Here is a 19,570-nt window from a genome sequence, read left to right on the forward strand (position 1 = left end):
ACAGGTGAATCGTGGAAGGGTGTTTTCGTTGAGTCGGAGTGTAACCCAACAACTTTTGCGACACATAGGGTCAGGCGGTGACTGATTTGTTATTTTTAGTCACCAGCAATCAGCCATAAAGAAGCCCGCAATCAGCGGGCTCTTTTGTTTAACAGTGGCGTGTTACAGCGAGAACAACTGCGCCGGCAATTTCATCAGGCAATCACTGCCCGCCTCAATCGCCGCGCGATGCGCCGCAGTACGTGGCAACAACCGCTTGAAGTAAAACTCGCACGTGGCCAGTTTGCCCTGGCAGAAATCGCCATCACCTTCGCCCGACTCCAGCTGTGTCTGGGCGACCAGCGTCATGCGCAACCACAGATAGCCGAGGACGATGTAACCGCTGTACATCAGGTAATCCACCGACGCGGCGCCAACTTCATCCGGATTCTTCATCGCCGCCATACCGACCTGCATGGTCAGTTCGCCCCACTGCTGATTAAGGCTGTCGAGTTGCGCCACAAACCCGCCGAGTTGCGCATGCCCGGCGTTCGCCGCACAGAACTTGTGAACGATCTTGGTGAAGTTGCGCAGCAGCTTGCCCTGACTGCCCAGCACTTTGCGCCCGAGCAGATCCAACGCCTGAATGCCGTTGGTGCCTTCATAGATCGGCGCGATCCGGCAATCGCGGACCAGTTGCTCCATGCCCCACTCGCGGATAAAACCGTGGCCGCCGAACACCTGCATGCCGTGGTTGGTCACCTCCAGACCGGTGTCGGTCATGAACGCCTTGCAGATCGGGGTCAGGAACGCCAACAGGTCTTCGGCCTCCTGACGCGCGTCCGCGTCCGGGCTCAGGTGCGCGACATCGAGCATCTGCGCAGTAAAGTAGGTCAGCGCACGGTTGCCTTCGTTGAAGGCTTTCATGGTCAGCAGCATGCGTCGAACGTCCGGGTGGACGATGATCGGATCCGCCGGTTTGTCCGGGGCTTTGGCGCCGGTCAGGGCGCGCATCTGCAGACGGTCGTTGGCGTATTTGATTGCGCCCTGGAAACTTGCCTCGCCCAGACACAGGCCCTGCATCCCGGTGCCGAGGCGCGCGTGGTTCATCATGGTGAACATGCAGTTCAGGCCTTTGTTCGGCTCGCCGATCAGGAAGCCTTTGGCGTCATCGAAGTTCAGCACGCAGGTGGCCGAGGCCTTGATGCCCATCTTGTGTTCGATCGAACCGCAGGAAACGCCGTTGCGTTCCCCCGCCTCACCGGCTGCATCCGGCAGGAATTTCGGCACGATGAACAGCGAAATCCCCTTGGTCCCGGCCGGCGCGTCCGGCAGTTTGGCCAACACCAGATGAATGATGTTGTCGCTCATATCGTGCTCGCCGGCGGAGATGAAAATCTTGCTGCCGGTGACCGCGTAACTACCGTCGGCCTGAGGCACGGCGCGGGTCTTGATGATGCCCAGGTCGGTGCCGCAATGGGCTTCGGTCAGGCACATGGTGCCGGTCCACTGGCCCGCAGTGAGTTTGCGCAGATAGGTGTTTTTCTGTTCCTCGGTGCCGTGGGCGTGGATCGCCGACATGGCGCCGTGGGTCAGGCCCGGGTACATGCCCCAGGAAGTGTTGCTGGAGGCGACCATTTCGCTGATCACCAGCCCCAGCGAACTCGGCAGACCCTGACCGCCGTAAGCCGGGTCTGCCGCCAGACCGTGCCAGCCGCCTTCCACGTATTGTGCGAAGGCTTGCTTGAAGCCTGTAGGCGTTGTCACCACGCCGTTGTCGAAATGGCAGCCCTCTTCGTCACCACTGCGATTGAGCGGTGCCAGAACGTTCTCACAGAACTTCGCGCCTTCGTCGAGGATCGCGTTGACCATGTCCGGGCTGGCGTCGTGGGCGCCGAGAGCCGCGTACTGGGTGTGGAAGTCGAAGACGTGGTCGATCAGAAAGCGCATGTCGCGCAGGGGGGCTTTGTACTCGGGCATGGTGGCTTCTCCTTCAGCAGATTTCTCCAACCTACTGCCGGCCACCCTGCCCCACAATCACTGTCCAGACGCTGAATGCGCCGTCATCACTCAACCTGCGGCGCTGTCCATGCGCACCGCGCCACGACGGTTCTGACCGAACGCCATCACGCAGTTCCGCCCTGCTCCTTTGGCGGCATAGAGCGCTTCGTCGGCGGATTTGAGCACTTGCTCCGGGTTGCGCTGCTCCACACGCTCGGCGACGCCGATGCTCACCGTCACGGACACACTGGACGCACCGGAACCGGCACGACGCTGGCGACCCTGCTGGTCGTCCTGCGGGCGGTTTTCCTGATTGCGCAACTGGATGTTGTAGGACGCAATCGACTCGCGGATGACTTCCAGGTGCGGCATGCACTCTTCAAGGGTCTTGCCCGCAAACACCAGGGCGAATTCCTCACCCCCGTAGCGATACGCCCTACCGCCACCGCTGATTTTGGACAGCTTGCTGGCCACCAGTCGCAGGACCTGGTCACCCACGTCGTGACCGTGGGTGTCGTTGAATTTCTTGAAATGATCGACGTCGCTCATCGCCAGCACATAGTTGCGCCCCAGACGCTGCATGCGCTCGTTGAGTGCGCGACGGCCCGGCAGGCCGGTGAGTTCGTCACGGAAGGCCATTTGGTAAGCCTCGTGCGCTACGGCCGCCGCAATCATCAGCATCACCTGGCTGCACATGATGTTCAGGGTAAACGGCAGGATGAAGGTTTTCGGCAGCATCCAGAACACTCCGAGCAACCCCACCAGTTGCGCCGCGTGCAGCGGTCGCGGGTTGCGCCAGTACTGCCAGGCCAGCAACAGGAACGCCGAGAGGAACACCGGATAGGACATCTGGATCAGGCTCATCCATGCGCCGTGCAGGGCTGGCCAGCGAATCTCCGAGAGCCACATCAGCAACGCCTGTGGGTAGCTTTGCTCAAGCCCCAGCGCCACGCTGCCAAACGCCAGCAGCACGGCAAACCGCGCCACCATGTCCTGAAACAGGTGCGTGCGCTCCTGCCACGCGGCGAACAACCCAAACAACAGGGGCAACAGCAGGCAGACCAGATGGAACACCACGGCCGCGTCTTCGCGCACCTTGCCGTTATCGCGGTAATAGTCGGTCTGGGTGTCGAGCAGGAAGTAGGCGATGTACACCGTGACCATCAGAAACAGTTCGCGCTGGCGTCGATAAACCGCGCAATACGACCCGCCCAGCAACAGCACCAGGGTTGGCAGCACGTTGAACAGCGAGGTGAAGAACACGTTGAGGTCTTTGACGTACGCAGCCGCCAACCCCGCAAGCAACAACAGCAGTGAAGGTATGAAATGACTGAAACGTACAGCGGAAGAACGCGGCAAGGGTAAAGCTCCGACCGTCTTGGCAAAGAGATGGCATTGTGCCTGCAATGTGGCCAGTTAAGCACACACAATGTGATCCAGATCACAGGCTGTCTCTTTAACGGCCGAATCCCTCGGTTTCTGAGCCTTCAATCAAGGTTTTTTGCCTGAGAAGCATGAAACTTTCGTCATGGCCATCATGCTTGATGGCCATGACGATCATTTCCACTCAAAGATCGTTGTAGAACGGCTGCAACGGCCCCTCCGCCGCCGGCCGGCCTTCAGCGCCGTAAGGCTTGAGATTCAGCGATGCATCCGTTGCCTGACGAGTCGTGACCTTCGGACTGGCCGGGCGCTGGGTCACGGCATTCTCATCCCCGATGTGGCCCTGCGGGATGACCAGCGACGGATGATCGAATGGCGCCCGCTCCCAGGCGACGCGCGGATCAGTCAGGCCGACTTCCATGAATTTCACCAAGGCGTCAATTTCGTCAGGCGTCAGGTTCAGCGCCGTCATGTCCGGATCGAGGTTGGAGGTGTTGTGCTGATTCACCGCCGGGTGCTCGAACCCGCTGGTGTTGTTGGCATCCTCGCCGCGCCGGTCACCGCCACGGTTGTAGAACTCCATGACCTGTTTGAGCGTGGCGCGACTGCCGTTGTGGAAGTACGGGCCGGTCAGGGCAATATTGCGCAGGGTCGGCGTCTTGAACGCGCCGTCGACCGAGTCGCGGAACCCGACATTCGGCTTGAGCGTGGCGTCGCACGGAATCGCGGCACTCAGCGGCGCTTCGAAGGTGCACACGTCGACATCCAGTGGGTCGACCGAGCGGCCGCCCTGCAACACGGTGTTGTACTGACGGGTGAACGACCACGGATTGCCCCAGGCATCCGCGCCGCCGAGGGCCAGATCTTCGGAAGTCGGACGCACACCGGTGTTGTAGAAGCCGTTGTCGTAAAGGGTGGTCAGGTTGTCAGCCATCACCATGCGCTCGATACGTTCACGCGGGTGCATCAACAAGCGGCTGGCCGCGTTGGTCAGCTCCGCGCCGCCGTGGCAATTGACGCATTTGCCTTTGCCGAGGAACAGGTTCATCCCCTCGACCTGCTGCGCGTTCATCGCGGTGTGGTCACCTTGCAGGTAGGCATCGATCGGTGCCTGATCGGACACCAGCGTGGCTTCGTACATCTGAATCGCCAGGCCAAAGAACAGCGGGAAGTTGGCCTCCATCTGGGTGTACGGCGCGCCGCCCACCGAGACGTTTTGCGTGGCGTTCCACAACCGGGGCTGGAAGGCATTCTTGATCAGTTCGCGATAAGTCGGACGCCGTGCGCCGGACACTGGCCCCAGCACCGAATCACTGGAGGAAATCCGCTGCTGCTTGAGCATCAGGGTGTCGAGCATCCTGCGACCGATGTCGGCAAAGGTACGGCCACCGCAGGACATTTCCACCGGGCTGCCGGGCGGGCCAACGGCTTGCGAGGCGGCAGACGCATCGTTGAGCGCCAGCCTGACTTTGGTGGCGACCGTGCTGCGTTCGCTGGTCACGTAGATCCCCGCATCCGGGTCGCGATTGCCGAACGGCGAAAATCCGTTGAACACGTTGTTGGCCCGACCGTCCCAGAAATTGCGCACGTTGAACGCGGCGTTGATCACCGACGGCGCGTTGCGCCCGGTGCTACGACGCACGTTGATGCCGCCGACCTGGAACAGGCCGTCCGGCTGCTGGGTGCATTTGTCGAACCGTGGCTGGTTGGGTTTGACGAAGTTGGCGTCGAACACGCCTTGGGAACCGACCACATCGTCGGTCGAGTAAACGATCGGCGAGTTGCGCTCCAGTGGATTACTCAGCACGTGGGTCGGGAAGTCGGTTTTTTTCAGCGTGTAGTTCGGGCCACCCTTGCCGCCGGACAACGTGGCGTAGGTCGCCACGTCGCCGGGAATGTCGGAAGCCACAAACGGCTTGTTGAAAATCGACGCGACGTTGGCGTTGGTGTTGGCCTGGCCGGGGTTGAGCTGGTTGGTGATGCGGTGATCGACACCGGCATGGTAGTGACAGGAGGCGCACGCAGTCGCGCCGTCGCTGCCGATCTCCATGTCCCAGAACAACGCCTTGCCCAACAGGATCGCGGCAGAGCGGTTGAGCACGTAGTCGGTCATCAGGTCGACCTTGCGCCCGCCTTCGGTCCCGGACGGATCGGGAGGCACCATCCCGCGCAACGATTGCAGCGACGGGACTTCCGGCACCGGGGGATCGACTTCGGCGGGGTCGGCGGCCCAGGCGCTGTGGACTGACAGCGCGATGGGTAACCAGAAGGTCAAACGAGCGAGTCGACTGATGTTCATAGGCTTCACCCTGACTGTTGTTGTTAAGTGCCGGGCGTCATGCTTCTTTGAGCAGGCAGTTCTCGTTAGCACCGGTAATTCGGACAGTGCAATTAATTGGCCACCCTTCTGGAAACATCTTGAATCAATAAGCGCAGGGGTTCGGCTGAACAAAGCCGTCATCAATGCTGGGGAATCAGCCCCGGGATTGGGGAAATCCGGGCACAAAAAAAACCGCTGCCCCCGAAGGAGCAGCGGTTTTCAGAACGACCGCGTTAAGGCTTAGTAGCCCAGCGAGAAGTTCTCTTCTTTCATGTCCATCAGGTTGTTTGCGCCCGACAGCATGGTTGCCACGTGCGTACGGGTACGCGGCAGGATGCGCTGGAAGTAGAAGCGCGCGGTTTGCAGCTTGGCGGTGTAGAAGGCCTCGTCGGTGGTACCGGCAGCCAGTTTTTCAGCAGCCAGACGCGCCATGTCAGCCCAGAAGTAAGCCAGGCAGGCGTAACCGGAGTACATCAGGTAGTCCACGGAGGCCGCGCCGACTTCTTCGCGATCTTTCATGGCAGCCATACCGACCTTCATGGTCAACTCGCCCCACTCTTTGTTCAGTGCAGCCAACGGTGCGACGAATTCTTTAACGGCTTCGTTGCCTTCGTTGTTCTGGCAGAACTTGTGGACGATCTTGGTGAAGCCTTTCAGGGCCTCGCCTTGAGTCATCAGCACTTTACGGCCCAGCAGGTCGAGTGCCTGGATGCCGGTGGTGCCTTCGTACAGCATCGAGATGCGGCTGTCGCGAACGTTCTGCTCCATGCCCCACTCGGCGATGAAGCCGTGGCCGCCGTAGATCTGTACGCCGTGGTTGGCGGATTCGAAACCGACTTCGGTCATGAACGCCTTGGCGATTGGGGTCATGAAGGCCAGCAGTGCGTCGGCTTTCTTCTTCTCTTCTTCGTCCACGCCGTACTTGACGATATCGACCTGTTTGGCGGTGAAGTACACCATCGCACGGTTGCCTTCGGCGAATGCCTTCATGGTCAACAGCATGCGGCGTACGTCTGGGTGCACGATGATCGGGTCAGCGGCCTTTTCCGGCGCTTTCGGGCCAGTCAGGGAGCGCATTTGCAGACGATCGCGAGCGTATTTCAGGCCGCCCTGGAAGCCGATTTCGGCGTGGGCCAGGCCTTGCAGCGCGGTGCCCAGACGTGCGGTGTTCATGAAGGTGAACATGCAGTTCAGGCCTTTGTTCGCCGGGCCGATCAGGAAACCGGTCGCGCCGTCGAAGTTCATCACGCAAGTGGCGTTGCCGTGGATGCCCATCTTGTGTTCCAGCGAGCCGCAGCTCACAGCGTTGCGAGCGCCAACAGTGCCATCGGCATTCGGCATGAACTTCGGAACGATGAACAGGGAAATGCCTTTGGTGCCAGCCGGTGCGTCAGGCAGGCGGGCCAGTACGATGTGGACGATGTTGTCGGCCATGTCGTGTTCACCGGCCGAGATGAAGATCTTGGTGCCGGAGACTTTGTAGGAACCGTCGGCCTGAGGTTCGGCCTTGGTGCGCAGCATGCCCAGGTCGGTGCCGCAATGCGGCTCGGTCAGGCACATGGTGCCGGTCCATTCGCCGGAGACCAGCTTGGTCAGATAGGCTTCTTGCTGCTCTGGAGTACCGTGCTCGGAGATGGTGTTCATCGCGCCGTGCGACAGGCCCGGGTACATGCCCCACGACCAGTTGGCTTCGCCGACCATCTCGCTGACAGCCAGACCCAGCGACTCAGGCAGACCCTGACCACCGTGCTCGACGTCATGGGCCAGGCTTGGCCAGCCGCCTTCGACGAATTGCTTGTAGGCCTCTTTGAAGCCAGTCGGGGTTTTCACGCCGGACTCGCTCCAGGTGCAACCTTCGATGTCGCCCACACGGTTCAGCGGTGCCAGCACCTGCTCACAAAACTTGGCGCCCTCTTCGAGAATGGCGTCAACCATGTCCGGCGTTGCGTCTGCACACGCTGGAAGGCTCTGATAGTGCGCTTCGTAGCCAAGCAGTTCGTCACGAACGAAGCGAATATCACGCAAGGGGGCCTTGTAGTCAGGCATAGCGATAAACCTCTGCTGATGTAACCGGGAATGAACGACCGCATTGATTTGTTGTGACGGTCAAACAGTTGTTTGAAACATACGTTTACGCCGAAATCTTGTCAAGCGTCGATCTTTTGCCATTCGTCATCACATTTTTCGAACACCGGACACAGCAACGCGACATGCGCCCGGGCGAGCCATGTGCAATGAAAAAAGATTAGTTGAGGGAGAAGGACTTACAACGAAAAACGCCGCGAACAGTCGCGGCGTCTGGCAAAGCGGATATCAGAAAATCAGGCGAACGTATCGATGATCGTACCGAGCATTTCATCGGAAGCCTTGGCGACTTTCGTGCCCAGCTCCACTTGAAACTTGCCCTGGGCCATCTCGGCCATGGCGCTGCCCGGATCCATTTGCTGGCTGCGATCCACGCCGCGCAAGCGATCGATCTGTGCCTCGGAAGACTGACTGGTGACCGAGCGCTCAATGGTGTTGTTGGCGATCTGGCTGGCAGCCTGATCGACACGGTTCTGCCCGGTCTGAATGCTGCTCAGACCTGCATAAAAAGCTGTGTTTCCGGAGATTTCCATGGGAGCTCTCATCCTTGGGAAGGATCAATGGGTGCCATTGAACCAGAGGCGTCAGAAAAACACCCGTCAAAAACACTAATGGCACAGTGCCTTCCCATAGTCAAAATCAGTCGAGCAGATCCAGTTGCAAGTGATCGGCGACCGTCTCGGCGCTGACCGCCTTGAGTTTCGGCACCCGCCCCAGACACGGCGCCGGAATACGCTCGGCCAGTGTCGCCAGGTTTTCTTCCAGCCGCGAGGTCTTCGGATCAATGATGTTCGCCACCCATCCCGCCAATTGCAGCCCGTCACGGGCAATCGCTTCGGCGGTCAACAGTGCATGGCTGATACAACCCAGACGCACGCCCACCACCAGAATCACCGGCAGATTCAGCGCAATGGCCAGGTCCGACAGATTGTCCTGATCCGCCAACGGCACCCGCCACCCGCCCGCGCCTTCAATCAATGTGAAGTCGGCGTTCATGGCCAGAATCTCGCGCATCGGCGCCAGCAGCGATTGCACGGTCAACGCCACGCCTGCCTCACGGGCCGCCAGATGCGGCGCGATGGCCGGCTCGAACGCCACCGGATTGACCTGTTGATACGTCAGCGGCAACGAGCACTCGGCCTGCAACGCCAAGGCATCGGAGTTGCGCAGACCTCTGGGCGTCACGACACAACCGGACGCCACCGGCTTGCCCGCCGCCGTACTCAACCCTGCCGATCGGGCGGCATGCAGCAACCCGGCGGCGACCGTCGTCTTGCCGACGTCGGTGTCGGTTCCGGTGATGAAATAGGCTGCGCTCATACGGGTTTCTCCAACACGGCGTAGACCACCTGATAAGTCGCCGGCAAGCCCTGCGGCTGACGGAACTGCTCGTAGGCTTCGACCAGCCCCAGAATCCGCGCCCGACCGGTCAATCCGCCCGGCCGACCGGGGTTCAGGTTATGCGCGCCCAGCGCCTTGAGTTCGTGCGTCAGGCTGCGCACATCCGGGTAATGCAGCACATGTGGCCGGTTCTCCAGACTGACCGTGCGCAGACCACTGGCCGCACACAATTGCTCGTACCGAGCGAACTCGCGGAAACGGTTGACGTGCACCAGGCCATCGACCTGACGCCAACTGTCGCGCAATTCGTACAGCGTCCCTACACAAAGACTAGCAAACGCGAAAATCCCTCCCGGTTTCAGTACTCGGAAGGCTTCGCCGAGCACCGATTCGAAGTCTGCGCACCACTGCACGGCGAGGCTGGAGAAGATCAGATCACAGGTCGAATTCTGCAACGGCAGACGCTCAGCATCGCCAGCAATAAAGTGCGCGGCCCCACCCAATGGCCGGGCGTGATTGAGCATGCCCTCGGCGATGTCCAGCGCCAGCCCTTCGTTACCCGCAAAACGTTCAGCCAGCGCCCGAGTGAAATACCCGGTGCCGCAGCCCAGATCCAGCCAGCGCGACGGCAGAAAATCCACCGGCAGACGATTCAGCAACTGCGTGCCCACATCACGCTGTAACTCGGCGACGCTGTCGTAGCTGGCCGCTGCGCGGGAAAAGGAAGCCGCTACCTGGCGCTTGTCAGGCAAGCCGCCGGGCAGCGCAGCAAGAGACAAATCAGTCATCACCACACTCACTTAAAAACGCCTGGATCGCACCGGCCACACCGTGGGGGTCTTCCAGAAGAAACGCATGGCTGGCCTGCTCGATCAGCCCAACCTCGACATCCGCCAGCAAGGCGAACAACTCGCCCGCGGCTTCCGCCGGCACCAGCCCGTCCAGCCCGGCAAACAGATGCAATTGCGGGCCTCGAAACACCTGCAAGGCATTGCGCGTATCGATCTGCGCCAACAACTCCAGACCCGCCATCAAGGCGATCGGTGAAGTATTCGGCGCACCGCCCTGCAACAGTCGCGACAAGCCGCGAGAGTCTTGCGCACCCTGAGCGCACAGCAACGAAAAACGCTTGAGGGTCTGACGCGGATCAGCACTGCAACCGGCCAGAAATGCATCGAAGGTTTCCCCCGGCATCGCGCTCGGCCACTGGTCATGGGCAACAAAAGAAGGATTGCTCGCCAGCGTCAGCAAGCCGCAGCAATGTTCACCACGCCGCGCCGCCAGCTCAGAAGCCAGCATGCCGCCCAGCGACCAGCCACCCAGCCAGACGTCCTGGGGAATGCGCTCATCGAGTTCGTCGAGCCAATCCGCAGGATCGCTGGATTCCAGCTCCGGCAACGGTTCGATTTCGACCGTCAGGTGTTCGTCGAGCCCACGCAGCGCAGCCGCCAAGGGTTCCAGCGGGGAAACACCGAGGCCCCAGCCGGGGAGCAGAATCAGACGATCACGCATGGCTTGGCTCCGACTTCAGTTGGGCAAAGCAATCGGCCAGTCCTTCTAACAATAGTTGCACCTGCGCCTCGCTGTGGGCGGCGGTCAGCGTGACCCGCAGCCGAGCACTGCCGGCGGGCACAGTCGGCGGGCGGATCGCGGTGACCATCAACCCACGCTCGCGCAGCATCTGCGACAAACGCACGGCGCGGCCGGCATCGCCAATCATGATCGGCTGAATCGGCGTGAAGCTGTCCATCAGCTCCAGACCGATCTGTTCGGCGCCGTGGCGGAACTGGCGGATCAGCGTCTGCAAATGCTCGCGACGCCAGTGTTCGCTGCGCAGCAGTTCCAGGCTTTTCAAGGTTGCGCAGGCCAGCGCCGGTGGCTGGCTGGTGGTGTAGATGTACGGACGGGCGAACTGGATCAGACTTTCAATCAGCTCTTCACTGCCGGCGACAAACGCGCCCGCCGTGCCGAACGCTTTGCCGAGGGTACCGACCAGCACCGGCACGTCATCCTGGCTCAAGCCGAAATGCTCGACGATCCCGCCACCGTTCGAGCCCAGAGGACCGAAACCGTGGGCGTCATCGACCATCAGCCACGCGCCTTTGGCCTTGGCCTCTCGGGCCAGTGCTGGCAGGTCGGCGAGATCACCGTCCATGCTGAACACGCCGTCGGTGACCACCAGCGTATTGCCGGTGGCTTTCTCCAGACGTTTGGCCAGGCTTTCGGCGTCGTTGTGCAGATAACGATTGAACCGCGCGCCGGACAACAGTCCGGCATCCAGCAACGACGCATGATTGAGCCGGTCTTCCAGCACCGTATCGCCCTGCCCGATCAGCGCCGTGACCGCGCCGAGGTTTGCCATGTAGCCGGTGGTGAACAACAGCGCACGTGGCCGTCCGGTGAGGTCGGCCAAGGCTTCTTCCAGCGCGTGGTGCGGGCCGCTGTGGCCAATCACCAGATGCGACGCACCGCCGCCGACGCCCCACTTCGAGGCACCGGCGCGCCAGGCTTCGATCACTTGCGGATGATTGGCCAGGCCCAGGTAATCGTTGTTGCAGAACGCCAGCAATGGCTGACCGTCGACCACCACTTGCGGCCCCTGGGGGCTTTCAAGCAGCGGTCGCTGGCGATAGAGATTTTCGGCACGACGGGCAGCAAGGCGTGCGGCGAGATCGAAAGACATGCAAGCCTCACGGGTGGCAAATGAATCAGCAGACGCCGCCCGAGGCAGCGCCTGAAAGAACGGACGATCAGACTGCCGCGTTGTAGAACTGCTCGCTGCTCTTCTGCTCCACCAGCGCCTGCTCGATGGCGGCCTGATGCACTTCGTCGGCATGTTCTTCGCGGGCTTCCGGCTGAATGCCCAGACGCGCAAACAGCTGCATGTCCTTGTCGGCCTGCGGGTTGGCGGTGGTCAGCAGTTTGTCGCCGTAGAAAATCGAGTTGGCGCCGGCGAAGAACGCCAGGGCCTGCATCTGCTCGTTCATCGCTTCGCGGCCAGCGGACAGACGCACGTGGGATTGCGGCATCAGGATCCGCGCCACGGCGAGCATGCGGATGAAGTCGAACGGATCGACGTCGTCAGCGTTTTCCAGCGGCGTGCCGGCGACTTTCACCAGCATGTTGATCGGCACCGACTCCGGATGCTCCGGCAGGTTGGCCAGCTGGATCAGCAGGTTCGCGCGGTCATCGAGGGACTCGCCCATACCGAGGATGCCGCCGGAGCAGATTTTCATACCGGCATCGCGCACGTAGGCCAGGGTCTGCAGACGCTCGCTGTAGGTGCGGGTAGTGATGATGCTGCCGTAGAACTCCGGCGAGGTGTCCAGGTTGTGGTTGTAGTAGTCGAGCCCGGCCTTGGCCAGTGCTTCGGTCTGATCCTGATCGAGGCGACCGAGGGTCATGCAGGTTTCCAGGCCCATGGCCTTAACGCCTTCGACCATCTTCAACACGTAGGGCATGTCCTTGGCCGACGGGTGCTTCCACGCCGCGCCCATGCAGAAACGGGTCGAGCCGATGGCCTTGGCGCGGGCTGCCTCTTCGAGGACTTTCTGCACTTCCATCAGCTTTTCTTTTTCCAGACCGGTGTTGTAGTGACCGGACTGCGGACAATATTTGCAATCTTCCGGGCAGGCGCCGGTCTTGATCGACAGCAGGGTGGAAACCTGGACGCGGTTGGCGTCGAAATGCGCGCGGTGCACCGTCTGCGCCTGGAACAGCAAGTCGTTGAATGGCTGAACGAAGAGTGCTTTGACTTCGGCCAAAGACCAGTCGTGACGCAGGGTGGCAGTGGTGCTGGCGCTCATGGGCGATTCCTTGGTTATGCTTGGCTGGCGCCTGGGGAAACGGAATACCCACAGGCACGACACGGATGTTCGGCATATTTAAGGAAGAGCCATGCACTGTCAACCACATCAAGATAGACCGGTTTACATCTGGTTAAATAACAACCAGCACTGTTTATTGTGCGATGAGCCGGCGGAAACCGAAACACCTCTCTGCGTGGCCTGCGAAACCGAACTGCCCTGGCTGGGTGATCAATGCGTGACATGTGCCTTGCCGCTGCCCGCTGCGGGCCTGACGTGCGGCGGCTGCCTGAAGGATCCGCCCGCCTTCGAACACGTGGCGGTGCCCTGGTCCTACGGCTTCCCGGTGGACAGCCTGATCACCCGATTCAAGCACAATGCGAAATGGCCGTTTGGTCGCCTGCTCGGCGATGTTCTCAGGCAATTCCTGCAACATCGCTTCGATGAAGGCCTGCCACGCCCGGATGCCTTGTTACCGATACCGTTGGCGAACAAGCGTCTGCGCCAACGTGGATTCAATCAGGCGGCAATGCTGGCGCGGTGGCTCGGCAAGCAACTGGACCTGCCCTGTGAAGAAAATATCCTGCGCCGAATTCAGGACACCAGCGCCCAGCAGGCACTCGACGCCAAGGCGCGCAAACGCAATCTGCGCAATGCCTTCGAACTTTTGCCAGACGCCCACGTACAAGGTCGGCATCTGGCCTTGGTGGATGATGTGCTGACCACCGGCGCCACCGCCCAGGCACTGGCCCGGCTGCTGGTGGACGCGGGCGCCACGCGGGTCGACGTCTACTGCCTGGCCCGAACACCGAAACCTGGCGACGCGGCTTGACTCACACGCGCCAAGCGGCCAACTTCCTCCACCATCAACCCAGCACAAAGCACCCGACATGTCCTTGCCTTCCCTGTTGTCCCAGCACATCGTCCGCCGCCCGCAGCGCATCGCCCTGCTGCAACACATTGCCGAACAGGGCTCGATCACCCGCGCCGCCAAAAGCGCGGGCCTGAGTTACAAGGCGGCGTGGGACGCCATCGATGAGTTGAACAATCTCGCGCAAAAGCCGCTGGTCGAGCGGGCTGTCGGCGGCAAGGGCGGCGGTGGCGCCAGACTGTCCAGCGAAGGCGAACGGGTGCTGCGTCTGTATCAGAAGCTGCAAGCCTTACAGGCGCAGGTGCTGGAGGCCGCTGAAGACGCCAGCGATCTGGATCTACTGGGGCGTTTGATGCTCCGGACCAGCGCCCGCAATCAATTGCATGGCAAAGTCGTCAGCATCGAGCATCAGGGCCGCAATGACCTGATCCGTCTCGAACTGGCCGAAGGCCTGTGCATCGATGCGCAGATCACCCACGACAGCACCGTGCATCTGGAGCTGCAACCGGGCACCGAAGTGGTGGCACTGATCAAGGCCGGCTGGCTGGAGTTGCTGGGGCGAGAACAGGCTGCAACATCTGGTCACAATCTTCTGAGCGGTACCCTCGAAGCCATTCTCGATGCCGAAGACGGCCCCAGCGAAGTACGCGTCGCCCTGCCCAATGGCCAGACACTCTGCGCCCTGGCTGAGCCGCTGCACCTGCGCACCCAGGGACTGACCGTCGAACAACCGGTGCAAGTGCAGTTCTCGCCGTCCAATGTGCTGATCGGCACACCGCTTTAGCGCGGGTTCCTGCAACAAAAGCGTCATCGCCTCTCATTAAGGTGGCTGCCAAAACCAAGCAGGGAGCCTGATGTGAGCCTATTAGAAGAAAACCAATCCACTGACCTGGAAAAAATGGTCGGCATGAGCCGTCGCGGTTTCATCGGCGCCGGCGCACTGTGCGGCGCGGCGATGTTCCTCGGCGGCAGCCTGTTGAGCCGCAGCGCGCTGGCCACCGGTGTCAGCGCCGGCAACAGCCGCCTGCTCGGCTTCGACAGCATTCCGGCCGCCACCACCGACGTCATCAGCCTGCCCAAGGGCTACAAGTCGTCGGTGCTGATCAGCTGGGGTCAGCCCCTGCACAAGAACGGCCCGGCCTTCGACCCGAGCGGCAACGGCACTGCGGCTGCACAGGAAGTGCAGTTCGGCGACAACAACGACGGCATGAGCCTGTTCGCCTTCCCGGACGACAAGAATCGCGCCCTGATGGCGATCAACAACGAATACACCAACTACCGCTACCTCTACCCCCATGGCGGTCAGCCGCAGTCGGCGGAAGACGTGCGCAAGGCGCTGGCCTGCGAAGGCGTGTCGGTGATCGAAGTGGCGCGCAAGAACGGCCAATGGCAGTTCGTTCAGGGCTCGCGCTACAACCGCCGCATCCACGGCAACTCGCCACTACGCATCAGCGGCCCGGCTGCCGGTCATGAGCTGATGAAGACCAGCGCCGACAAGCACGGCAAGAAAGTCCTCGGCACCTTCCAGAACTGCGCCAACGGCAAGACCCCGTGGGGCACTTACCTGACCTGTGAAGAGAACTTCACTGACTGCTTCGGCAGCAGCAACGCCCAGCAGCAGTTCGACCCGGCGCAGAAACGCTACGGCGTGTCGGTCGCCAGCCGCGAGATCAACTGGCATCCGTTCGATCCACGCTTCGACATGGCGAAGAACCCGAACGAGCTCAACCGTCACGGCTGGGTCGTGGAGATCGATCCGTTCGACCCGCAATCGACCCCGGTCAAACGCACAGCGCTGGGCCGCTTCAAACATGAAAACGCCGCCCTGGCCGAGACCGACGACGGTCGCGCCGTGGTGTACATGGGCGACGATGAACGCGGCGAGTTCATCTACAAGTTCATCAGCCGCGACCGCATCAACCACCGCAACGCGAAAGCCAACCGCGACATCCTCGATCACGGCACCCTGTACGTGGCGAAGTTCGACGCGGGCGACGGCAACCCCGACCACCCGAAAGGCCAGGGCCAGTGGATCGAACTGACCCACGGCAAGAACGGTATCGACGCCAGCAGCGGTTTTGCCGATCAGGCGGAAGTGCTGATTCATGCACGCCTGGCGGCCAGTGTGGTCGGCGCCACGCGCATGGACCGCCCGGAATGGATCGTGGTCAGCCCGAAAGACGGCCAGGTCTATTGCACCCTGACCAACAACGCCAAACGCGGCGAAGACGGGCAGCCGGTGGGCGGCCCGAACCCGCGCGAGAAGAACGTCTACGGGCAGATCCTGCGCTGGCGCACCGACCGCGACGATCACGGTTCCAAGACCTTCGCCTGGGATCTGTTCGTGGTGGCCGGCAACCCGGGCGTGCATGCCGGTACGCCGAAGGGCGGCTCGTCGAATATCACCCCGCAGAACATGTTCAACAGCCCCGACGGCCTCGGTTTCGACAAGGCCGGCCGACTGTGGATTCTCACCGACGGTGATTCGAGCAACGCCGGGGACTTTGCCGGGATGGGCAACAACCAGATGCTCTGCGCCGATCCCAAGACGGGCGAGATTCGCCGGTTCATGGTCGGGCCGATCGGTTGCGAAGTCACCGGGATCAGTTTCTCGCCAGATCAGAAAACCCTGTTTGTCGGGATCCAGCATCCAGGCGAGAACGGCGGCTCGACCTTCCCCGAGCATTTGCCGAACGGCAAGCCGCGCTCTTCGGTGATGGCGATTACCCGTGAGGATGGCGGGATCGTCGGCGCCTGATACAGCAGCAGTCAGATCGTTCCCGCGTTCTGCGCGGGAACGATCCCCCTCAAGACAGCCCGTCTGCGCTACCATGCTGGGCCGGACGCGGCAGCCTGCCGCGCGCAGGAGTCAGCATGGCCCACCCGTTTGAAACCCTCACCCCAGACCTCGTGCTCGATGCCGTCGAAAGCATCGGCTTTCTGAGCGACGCGCGCATTCTGGCGCTCAACAGTTACGAAAACCGCGTCTATCAGGTCGGCATCGAAGACTCCGAACCGCTGATTGCCAAGTTCTATCGCCCGCAGCGCTGGACCAACGAAGCCATTCTCGAAGAGCACCAGTTCACCTTCGAACTGGCCGACGTCGAGATCCCGGTGGTGGCGCCACTTATCCACAACGGCCAGACCCTGCACGAACACGCCGGTTTCCGCTTCACCCTGTTTCCCCGTCGCGGTGGCCGGGCGCCGGAGCCGGGCAACCTCGACCAGTTGTATCGCCTCGGTCAGTTGCTGGGGCGCATTCATGCAGTCGGCGCAACACGTCCGTTCGAGCATCGCGAAGCGCTGGCCGTGCAGAACTTCGGCCACGCCTCGCTGAACACGTTGCTGGAAGGCAACTTCATCCCCAAAAGCCTGTTGCCGGCCTACGAGTCCGTCGCCCGCGACCTGCTCAAACGTGTGGAAGATGCCTACGCCGCCACGCCGCATCAGAACATCCGCATGCACGGCGACTGCCACCCCGGCAACATGATGTGCCGCGACGAGATGTTCCACATCGTCGACCTTGACGACTGCCGCATGGGCCCGGCCGTGCAGGACATCTGGATGATGCTCGCGGGCGATCGTCAGGAATGCCTCGGACAACTGTCGGAGTTGATGGACGGCTACAACGAATTCCACGATTTCGACCCGCGCGAACTGGCGCTGATCGAACCGCTGCGCGCCCTGCGCCTGATGCATTACAGCGCCTGGCTGGCCCGACGCTGGGACGATCCGGCGTTTCCTCACAGTTTTCCGTGGTTCGGCACGGAGCGGTATTGGGGCGATCAGGTGCTGGCGTTGCGTGAACAACTGGCGGCATTGAATGAAGAGCCGTTGAAGCTTTTCTGACACGACACGTCTATACAACTGCCCGTACAATCGCTGCTTTGTTAGCTGCCTAAGCAAGGATTCTGCATGCAAGCCGCCAACCCGCGTCGCGGGTACATTCTGGGCCTGAGTGCCTACATCATCTGGGGCCTGTTCCCGCTCTACTTCAAAGCCATCGCCGAAGTGCCGGCGGTGGAGATCATCATCCACCGGGTGTTGTGGTCGGCGCTGTTCGGCGCGCTGTTGCTGATGGTCTGGAAGCATCCGGGCTGGTGGCAGGAGCTGCGCGACAACCCGAAACGCCTGGCGATTCTCGCGCTCAGCGGCACCCTGATCGCGGCCAACTGGCTGACCTACGTCTGGTCGGTGAACAACGGCCGGATGCTGGAAGCGAGTCTGGGTTACTACATCAACCCACTGGTGAATGTGCTGCTGGGCATGCTGATCCTCGGCGAACGCCTGCGGCGCATGCAGTGGCTGGCGGTCGGTCTGGCGGCGGTCGGCGTGGCGCAGCAGGTATGGCAGGTCGGCAGTCTGCCGTGGGTGTCGTTGGTGCTGGCACTGACCTTCGGTTTCTACGGGCTGATCCGCAAGCAGGCGCCGGTCAAGGCACTGCCGGGGCTGGTGGTGGAAACCTGGATGCTGGTGCCGATCGCCCTCGCGTGGCTACTGTTCAATCCGACCGCCACCAGTGCACAAGCTGCGTTCTGGACCACCTCCGAAGCCTGGTGGCTGGTGGCAGCCGGCCCGGTGACGCTGGTGCCGTTAGTGTGTTTCAACGCGGCCACACGGCATTTGCCCTACACCACCATCGGCTTCCTGCAATACCTGGCACCGACGCTGGTGCTGTTGCAGGCAGTGCTGCTGTTCGGTGAGCACTTGTCATCCAGCACGCTGATCGCCTTCATGTTTATCTGGGCCGGTCTGGCGGTGTACAGCGTCGATGCGTGGATGAGCCTGCGCCGCCGCAGCTGATCAAAAAACGCACAAACCTCCACAGGCCACGGTTCTCGTGGCCTGTATCGTTCCTTCCCAAGGTTATCCACAGCGTGATCCCCGCCGTTTGTGCGCAAGTCACTGAATGCTGGCGGTTTTTTGATCATTCTTCGCCAAGCCACGGCGGACGTGGCCTGGCGGTCGGTCTCTACAGGTTATCCACAGGCAGGTGCACGTTTAAACTGGATAACCCGATCCGTCTTCACAGGTCGGTGCGCAGTACCAATTCCACCATCAAGTCATCGGCCAGGGTTTCCAGGCGCGATTGCAGCACATCCAGCGACAGGGTCAGCGGCACCGCCAGAATCGCCTCGGCGTGGAACAACGGCTCGCTGCTCATCGGCGCCGGACGCACTTCGGTCACCAGCCGCTCCAGGTTTACGCCCTGCTCGCTCAGCAGCCGGGTGATATCGCGCACGATGCCCGGACGATCATTGCCCACCAACTCCATGGCAATCGGTTTCCAGGTGCAGGCCTGTTCAATACCGCTTTCGGCGACCAGCACACGAATGCCCTGAGCAGACAAAGCTTGTAGGGCATCGACTAATTCGTCGTAAGCCTCCGCCGGCACGCCGACCCGCAGAATCCCGGCGAACTGCCCGGCCATCCGTGACATGCGGCTTTCCAGCCAGTTGCCACCGTGCTCGGCGATGCATTGGGCGATGCGCTCGACCTGCCCGGGCTTGTCCGGCGCGAAGACGGTGAGTACGAGGTGATCCATGGCGCAGCCCTCTTGTCATGACTTTTGTTATAGAAAAACAAGTATAGGCAAGCGTTCGACAGACGCCTCAGACGCTCGAAATCACAAATCGTGTACAACTTTTTATATTTAACTGGAACAATCCATTGGTTTTTTGAGAACATCCCGTTCCGCGCCGTGACCGCAATGCGTCATGGGGTCGCAGAACGACGTAATTAGTCTGATTTTCACAACCGCAATGCATCATGTAGTATGCCGCA

Annotated in this window: 16 protein-coding genes; 5 read left to right on the top strand and 11 right to left on the bottom strand. The window is 61.4% G+C overall.

From position 1 onward, the window contains the following. Positions 1 to 162: 162 nt before the first annotated feature. The 10 genes from AC1RME_RS00345 to bioB form a co-directional block, all read right to left on the bottom strand. The gene (locus tag AC1RME_RS00345; RefSeq protein WP_493090212.1) at positions 163 to 1,959 is read right to left on the bottom strand and encodes an acyl-CoA dehydrogenase C-terminal domain-containing protein; all 1,797 of its coding nucleotides are present in this window, start codon (positions 1,957 to 1,959) and stop codon (positions 163 to 165) included. A 90-nt stretch (positions 1,960 to 2,049) separates the two neighbouring features. Beyond that, positions 2,050 to 3,339 carry a GGDEF domain-containing protein gene (locus tag AC1RME_RS00350; protein ID WP_096817856.1) on the bottom strand — a complete coding sequence of 430 codons (1,290 nt, stop codon included), beginning with the start codon at positions 3,337 to 3,339 and terminating at the stop codon, positions 2,050 to 2,052. Between the two features lie 208 nt (positions 3,340 to 3,547). Then, positions 3,548 to 5,662: a cytochrome-c peroxidase gene (locus AC1RME_RS00355; RefSeq protein ID WP_493070013.1), complete on the bottom strand. Its 2,115-nt coding sequence runs from the start codon at positions 5,660 to 5,662 to the stop codon at positions 3,548 to 3,550. Between the two features lie 261 nt (positions 5,663 to 5,923). Continuing rightward, positions 5,924 to 7,729, bottom strand: a complete 1,806-nt coding sequence (locus AC1RME_RS00360) for a phenylacyl-CoA dehydrogenase (RefSeq protein WP_096817852.1) — start codon at positions 7,727 to 7,729, stop codon at positions 5,924 to 5,926. Between the two features lie 275 nt (positions 7,730 to 8,004). Next, on the bottom strand, positions 8,005 to 8,301 hold the full coding sequence (locus tag AC1RME_RS00365; RefSeq protein ID WP_085731685.1) for a pyrroloquinoline quinone biosynthesis protein PqqE: 297 nt from the start codon (positions 8,299 to 8,301) through the stop codon (positions 8,005 to 8,007). 106 nt (positions 8,302 to 8,407) lie between these two features. Further along, positions 8,408 to 9,088, bottom strand: a complete 681-nt coding sequence (gene bioD, locus AC1RME_RS00370) for a dethiobiotin synthase (RefSeq protein WP_493090214.1) — start codon at positions 9,086 to 9,088, stop codon at positions 8,408 to 8,410. Continuing rightward, a complete protein-coding gene (gene bioC, locus AC1RME_RS00375; protein ID WP_096817846.1) occupies positions 9,085 to 9,897 on the bottom strand; it encodes a malonyl-ACP O-methyltransferase BioC in 813 nt (270 codons plus the stop codon). The genes bioD and bioC overlap by 4 nt, the downstream gene beginning before the upstream one ends. Then, positions 9,890 to 10,621 (bottom strand): alpha/beta fold hydrolase, encoded by a 732-nt coding sequence (locus tag AC1RME_RS00380; protein ID WP_493070017.1) that lies wholly within the window; start codon positions 10,619 to 10,621, stop codon positions 9,890 to 9,892. Before AC1RME_RS00380 ends, bioC begins: the two co-directional genes overlap by 8 nt. Next, a complete protein-coding gene (bioF, locus tag AC1RME_RS00385) occupies positions 10,614 to 11,792 on the bottom strand; it encodes an 8-amino-7-oxononanoate synthase (RefSeq protein WP_493090216.1) in 1,179 nt (392 codons plus the stop codon). Before bioF ends, AC1RME_RS00380 begins: the two co-directional genes overlap by 8 nt. A 67-nt stretch (positions 11,793 to 11,859) precedes the next feature. Continuing rightward, positions 11,860 to 12,915 (bottom strand): biotin synthase BioB, encoded by a 1,056-nt coding sequence (gene bioB / locus AC1RME_RS00390; protein ID WP_085731680.1) that lies wholly within the window; start codon positions 12,913 to 12,915, stop codon positions 11,860 to 11,862. Positions 12,916 to 13,006: 91 nt separating this feature from the next. Here bioB and AC1RME_RS00395 point away from each other — a divergent pair, with 91 nt between their 5' ends. From AC1RME_RS00395 to rarD, 5 genes are all read left to right on the top strand, one after another. Next, positions 13,007 to 13,747: a ComFC family protein gene (locus AC1RME_RS00395; protein WP_493090218.1), complete on the top strand. Its 741-nt coding sequence runs from the start codon at positions 13,007 to 13,009 to the stop codon at positions 13,745 to 13,747. 58 nt (positions 13,748 to 13,805) lie between these two features. Next, positions 13,806 to 14,570, top strand: a complete 765-nt coding sequence (locus tag AC1RME_RS00400) for a TOBE domain-containing protein (protein ID WP_096817838.1) — start codon at positions 13,806 to 13,808, stop codon at positions 14,568 to 14,570. A gap of 72 nt (positions 14,571 to 14,642) precedes the next feature. Next, positions 14,643 to 16,544 carry a PhoX family protein gene (locus tag AC1RME_RS00405; RefSeq protein ID WP_096817837.1) on the top strand — a complete coding sequence of 634 codons (1,902 nt, stop codon included), beginning with the start codon at positions 14,643 to 14,645 and terminating at the stop codon, positions 16,542 to 16,544. 116 nt (positions 16,545 to 16,660) lie between these two features. After that, positions 16,661 to 17,635, top strand: coding sequence for a serine/threonine protein kinase (locus AC1RME_RS00410; protein ID WP_096817835.1), 975 nt, complete (start codon positions 16,661 to 16,663; stop codon positions 17,633 to 17,635). A gap of 66 nt (positions 17,636 to 17,701) precedes the next feature. Beyond that, positions 17,702 to 18,589: an EamA family transporter RarD gene (gene rarD / locus AC1RME_RS00415; protein ID WP_096817833.1), complete on the top strand. Its 888-nt coding sequence runs from the start codon at positions 17,702 to 17,704 to the stop codon at positions 18,587 to 18,589. A gap of 223 nt (positions 18,590 to 18,812) precedes the next feature. Here the strand turns inward: rarD and AC1RME_RS00420 are convergent, their stop codons facing one another. Then, complete coding sequence (locus AC1RME_RS00420) at positions 18,813 to 19,331, bottom strand: glycine cleavage system transcriptional repressor (RefSeq protein WP_011336250.1); 519 nt, start codon at positions 19,329 to 19,331, stop codon at positions 18,813 to 18,815. Between the last annotated feature and the right edge of the window lie 239 nt (positions 19,332 to 19,570).

The organism is Pseudomonas sp. GW822-FHT03F08 (assembly GCF_058801265.1).

What these genes read in the sequence shown, in the direction of transcription:
- AC1RME_RS00420 (WP_011336250.1), bottom strand. Translation starts at nt 19,331, where the DNA reads ATGGATCACCTCGTACTCACCGTCTTCGCGCCGGACAAGCCCGGGCAG.
- rarD (WP_096817833.1), top strand. Translation starts at nt 17,702, where the DNA reads ATGCAAGCCGCCAACCCGCGTCGCGGGTACATTCTGGGCCTGAGTGCC.
- bioC (WP_096817846.1), bottom strand. Translation starts at nt 9,897, where the DNA reads ATGACTGATTTGTCTCTTGCTGCGCTGCCCGGCGGCTTGCCTGACAAG.
- AC1RME_RS00395 (WP_493090218.1), top strand. Translation starts at nt 13,007, where the DNA reads ATGCACTGTCAACCACATCAAGATAGACCGGTTTACATCTGGTTAAAT.
- bioB (WP_085731680.1), bottom strand. Translation starts at nt 12,915, where the DNA reads ATGAGCGCCAGCACCACTGCCACCCTGCGTCACGACTGGTCTTTGGCC.
- AC1RME_RS00380 (WP_493070017.1), bottom strand. Translation starts at nt 10,621, where the DNA reads ATGCGTGATCGTCTGATTCTGCTCCCCGGCTGGGGCCTCGGTGTTTCC.
- AC1RME_RS00355 (WP_493070013.1), bottom strand. Translation starts at nt 5,662, where the DNA reads ATGAACATCAGTCGACTCGCTCGTTTGACCTTCTGGTTACCCATCGCG.
- AC1RME_RS00345 (WP_493090212.1), bottom strand. Translation starts at nt 1,959, where the DNA reads ATGCCCGAGTACAAAGCCCCCCTGCGCGACATGCGCTTTCTGATCGAC.
- AC1RME_RS00410 (WP_096817835.1), top strand. Translation starts at nt 16,661, where the DNA reads ATGGCCCACCCGTTTGAAACCCTCACCCCAGACCTCGTGCTCGATGCC.
- AC1RME_RS00365 (WP_085731685.1), bottom strand. Translation starts at nt 8,301, where the DNA reads ATGGAAATCTCCGGAAACACAGCTTTTTATGCAGGTCTGAGCAGCATT.
- AC1RME_RS00360 (WP_096817852.1), bottom strand. Translation starts at nt 7,729, where the DNA reads ATGCCTGACTACAAGGCCCCCTTGCGTGATATTCGCTTCGTTCGTGAC.
- AC1RME_RS00400 (WP_096817838.1), top strand. Translation starts at nt 13,806, where the DNA reads ATGTCCTTGCCTTCCCTGTTGTCCCAGCACATCGTCCGCCGCCCGCAG.
- bioD (WP_493090214.1), bottom strand. Translation starts at nt 9,088, where the DNA reads ATGAGCGCAGCCTATTTCATCACCGGAACCGACACCGACGTCGGCAAG.
- bioF (WP_493090216.1), bottom strand. Translation starts at nt 11,792, where the DNA reads ATGTCTTTCGATCTCGCCGCACGCCTTGCTGCCCGTCGTGCCGAAAAT.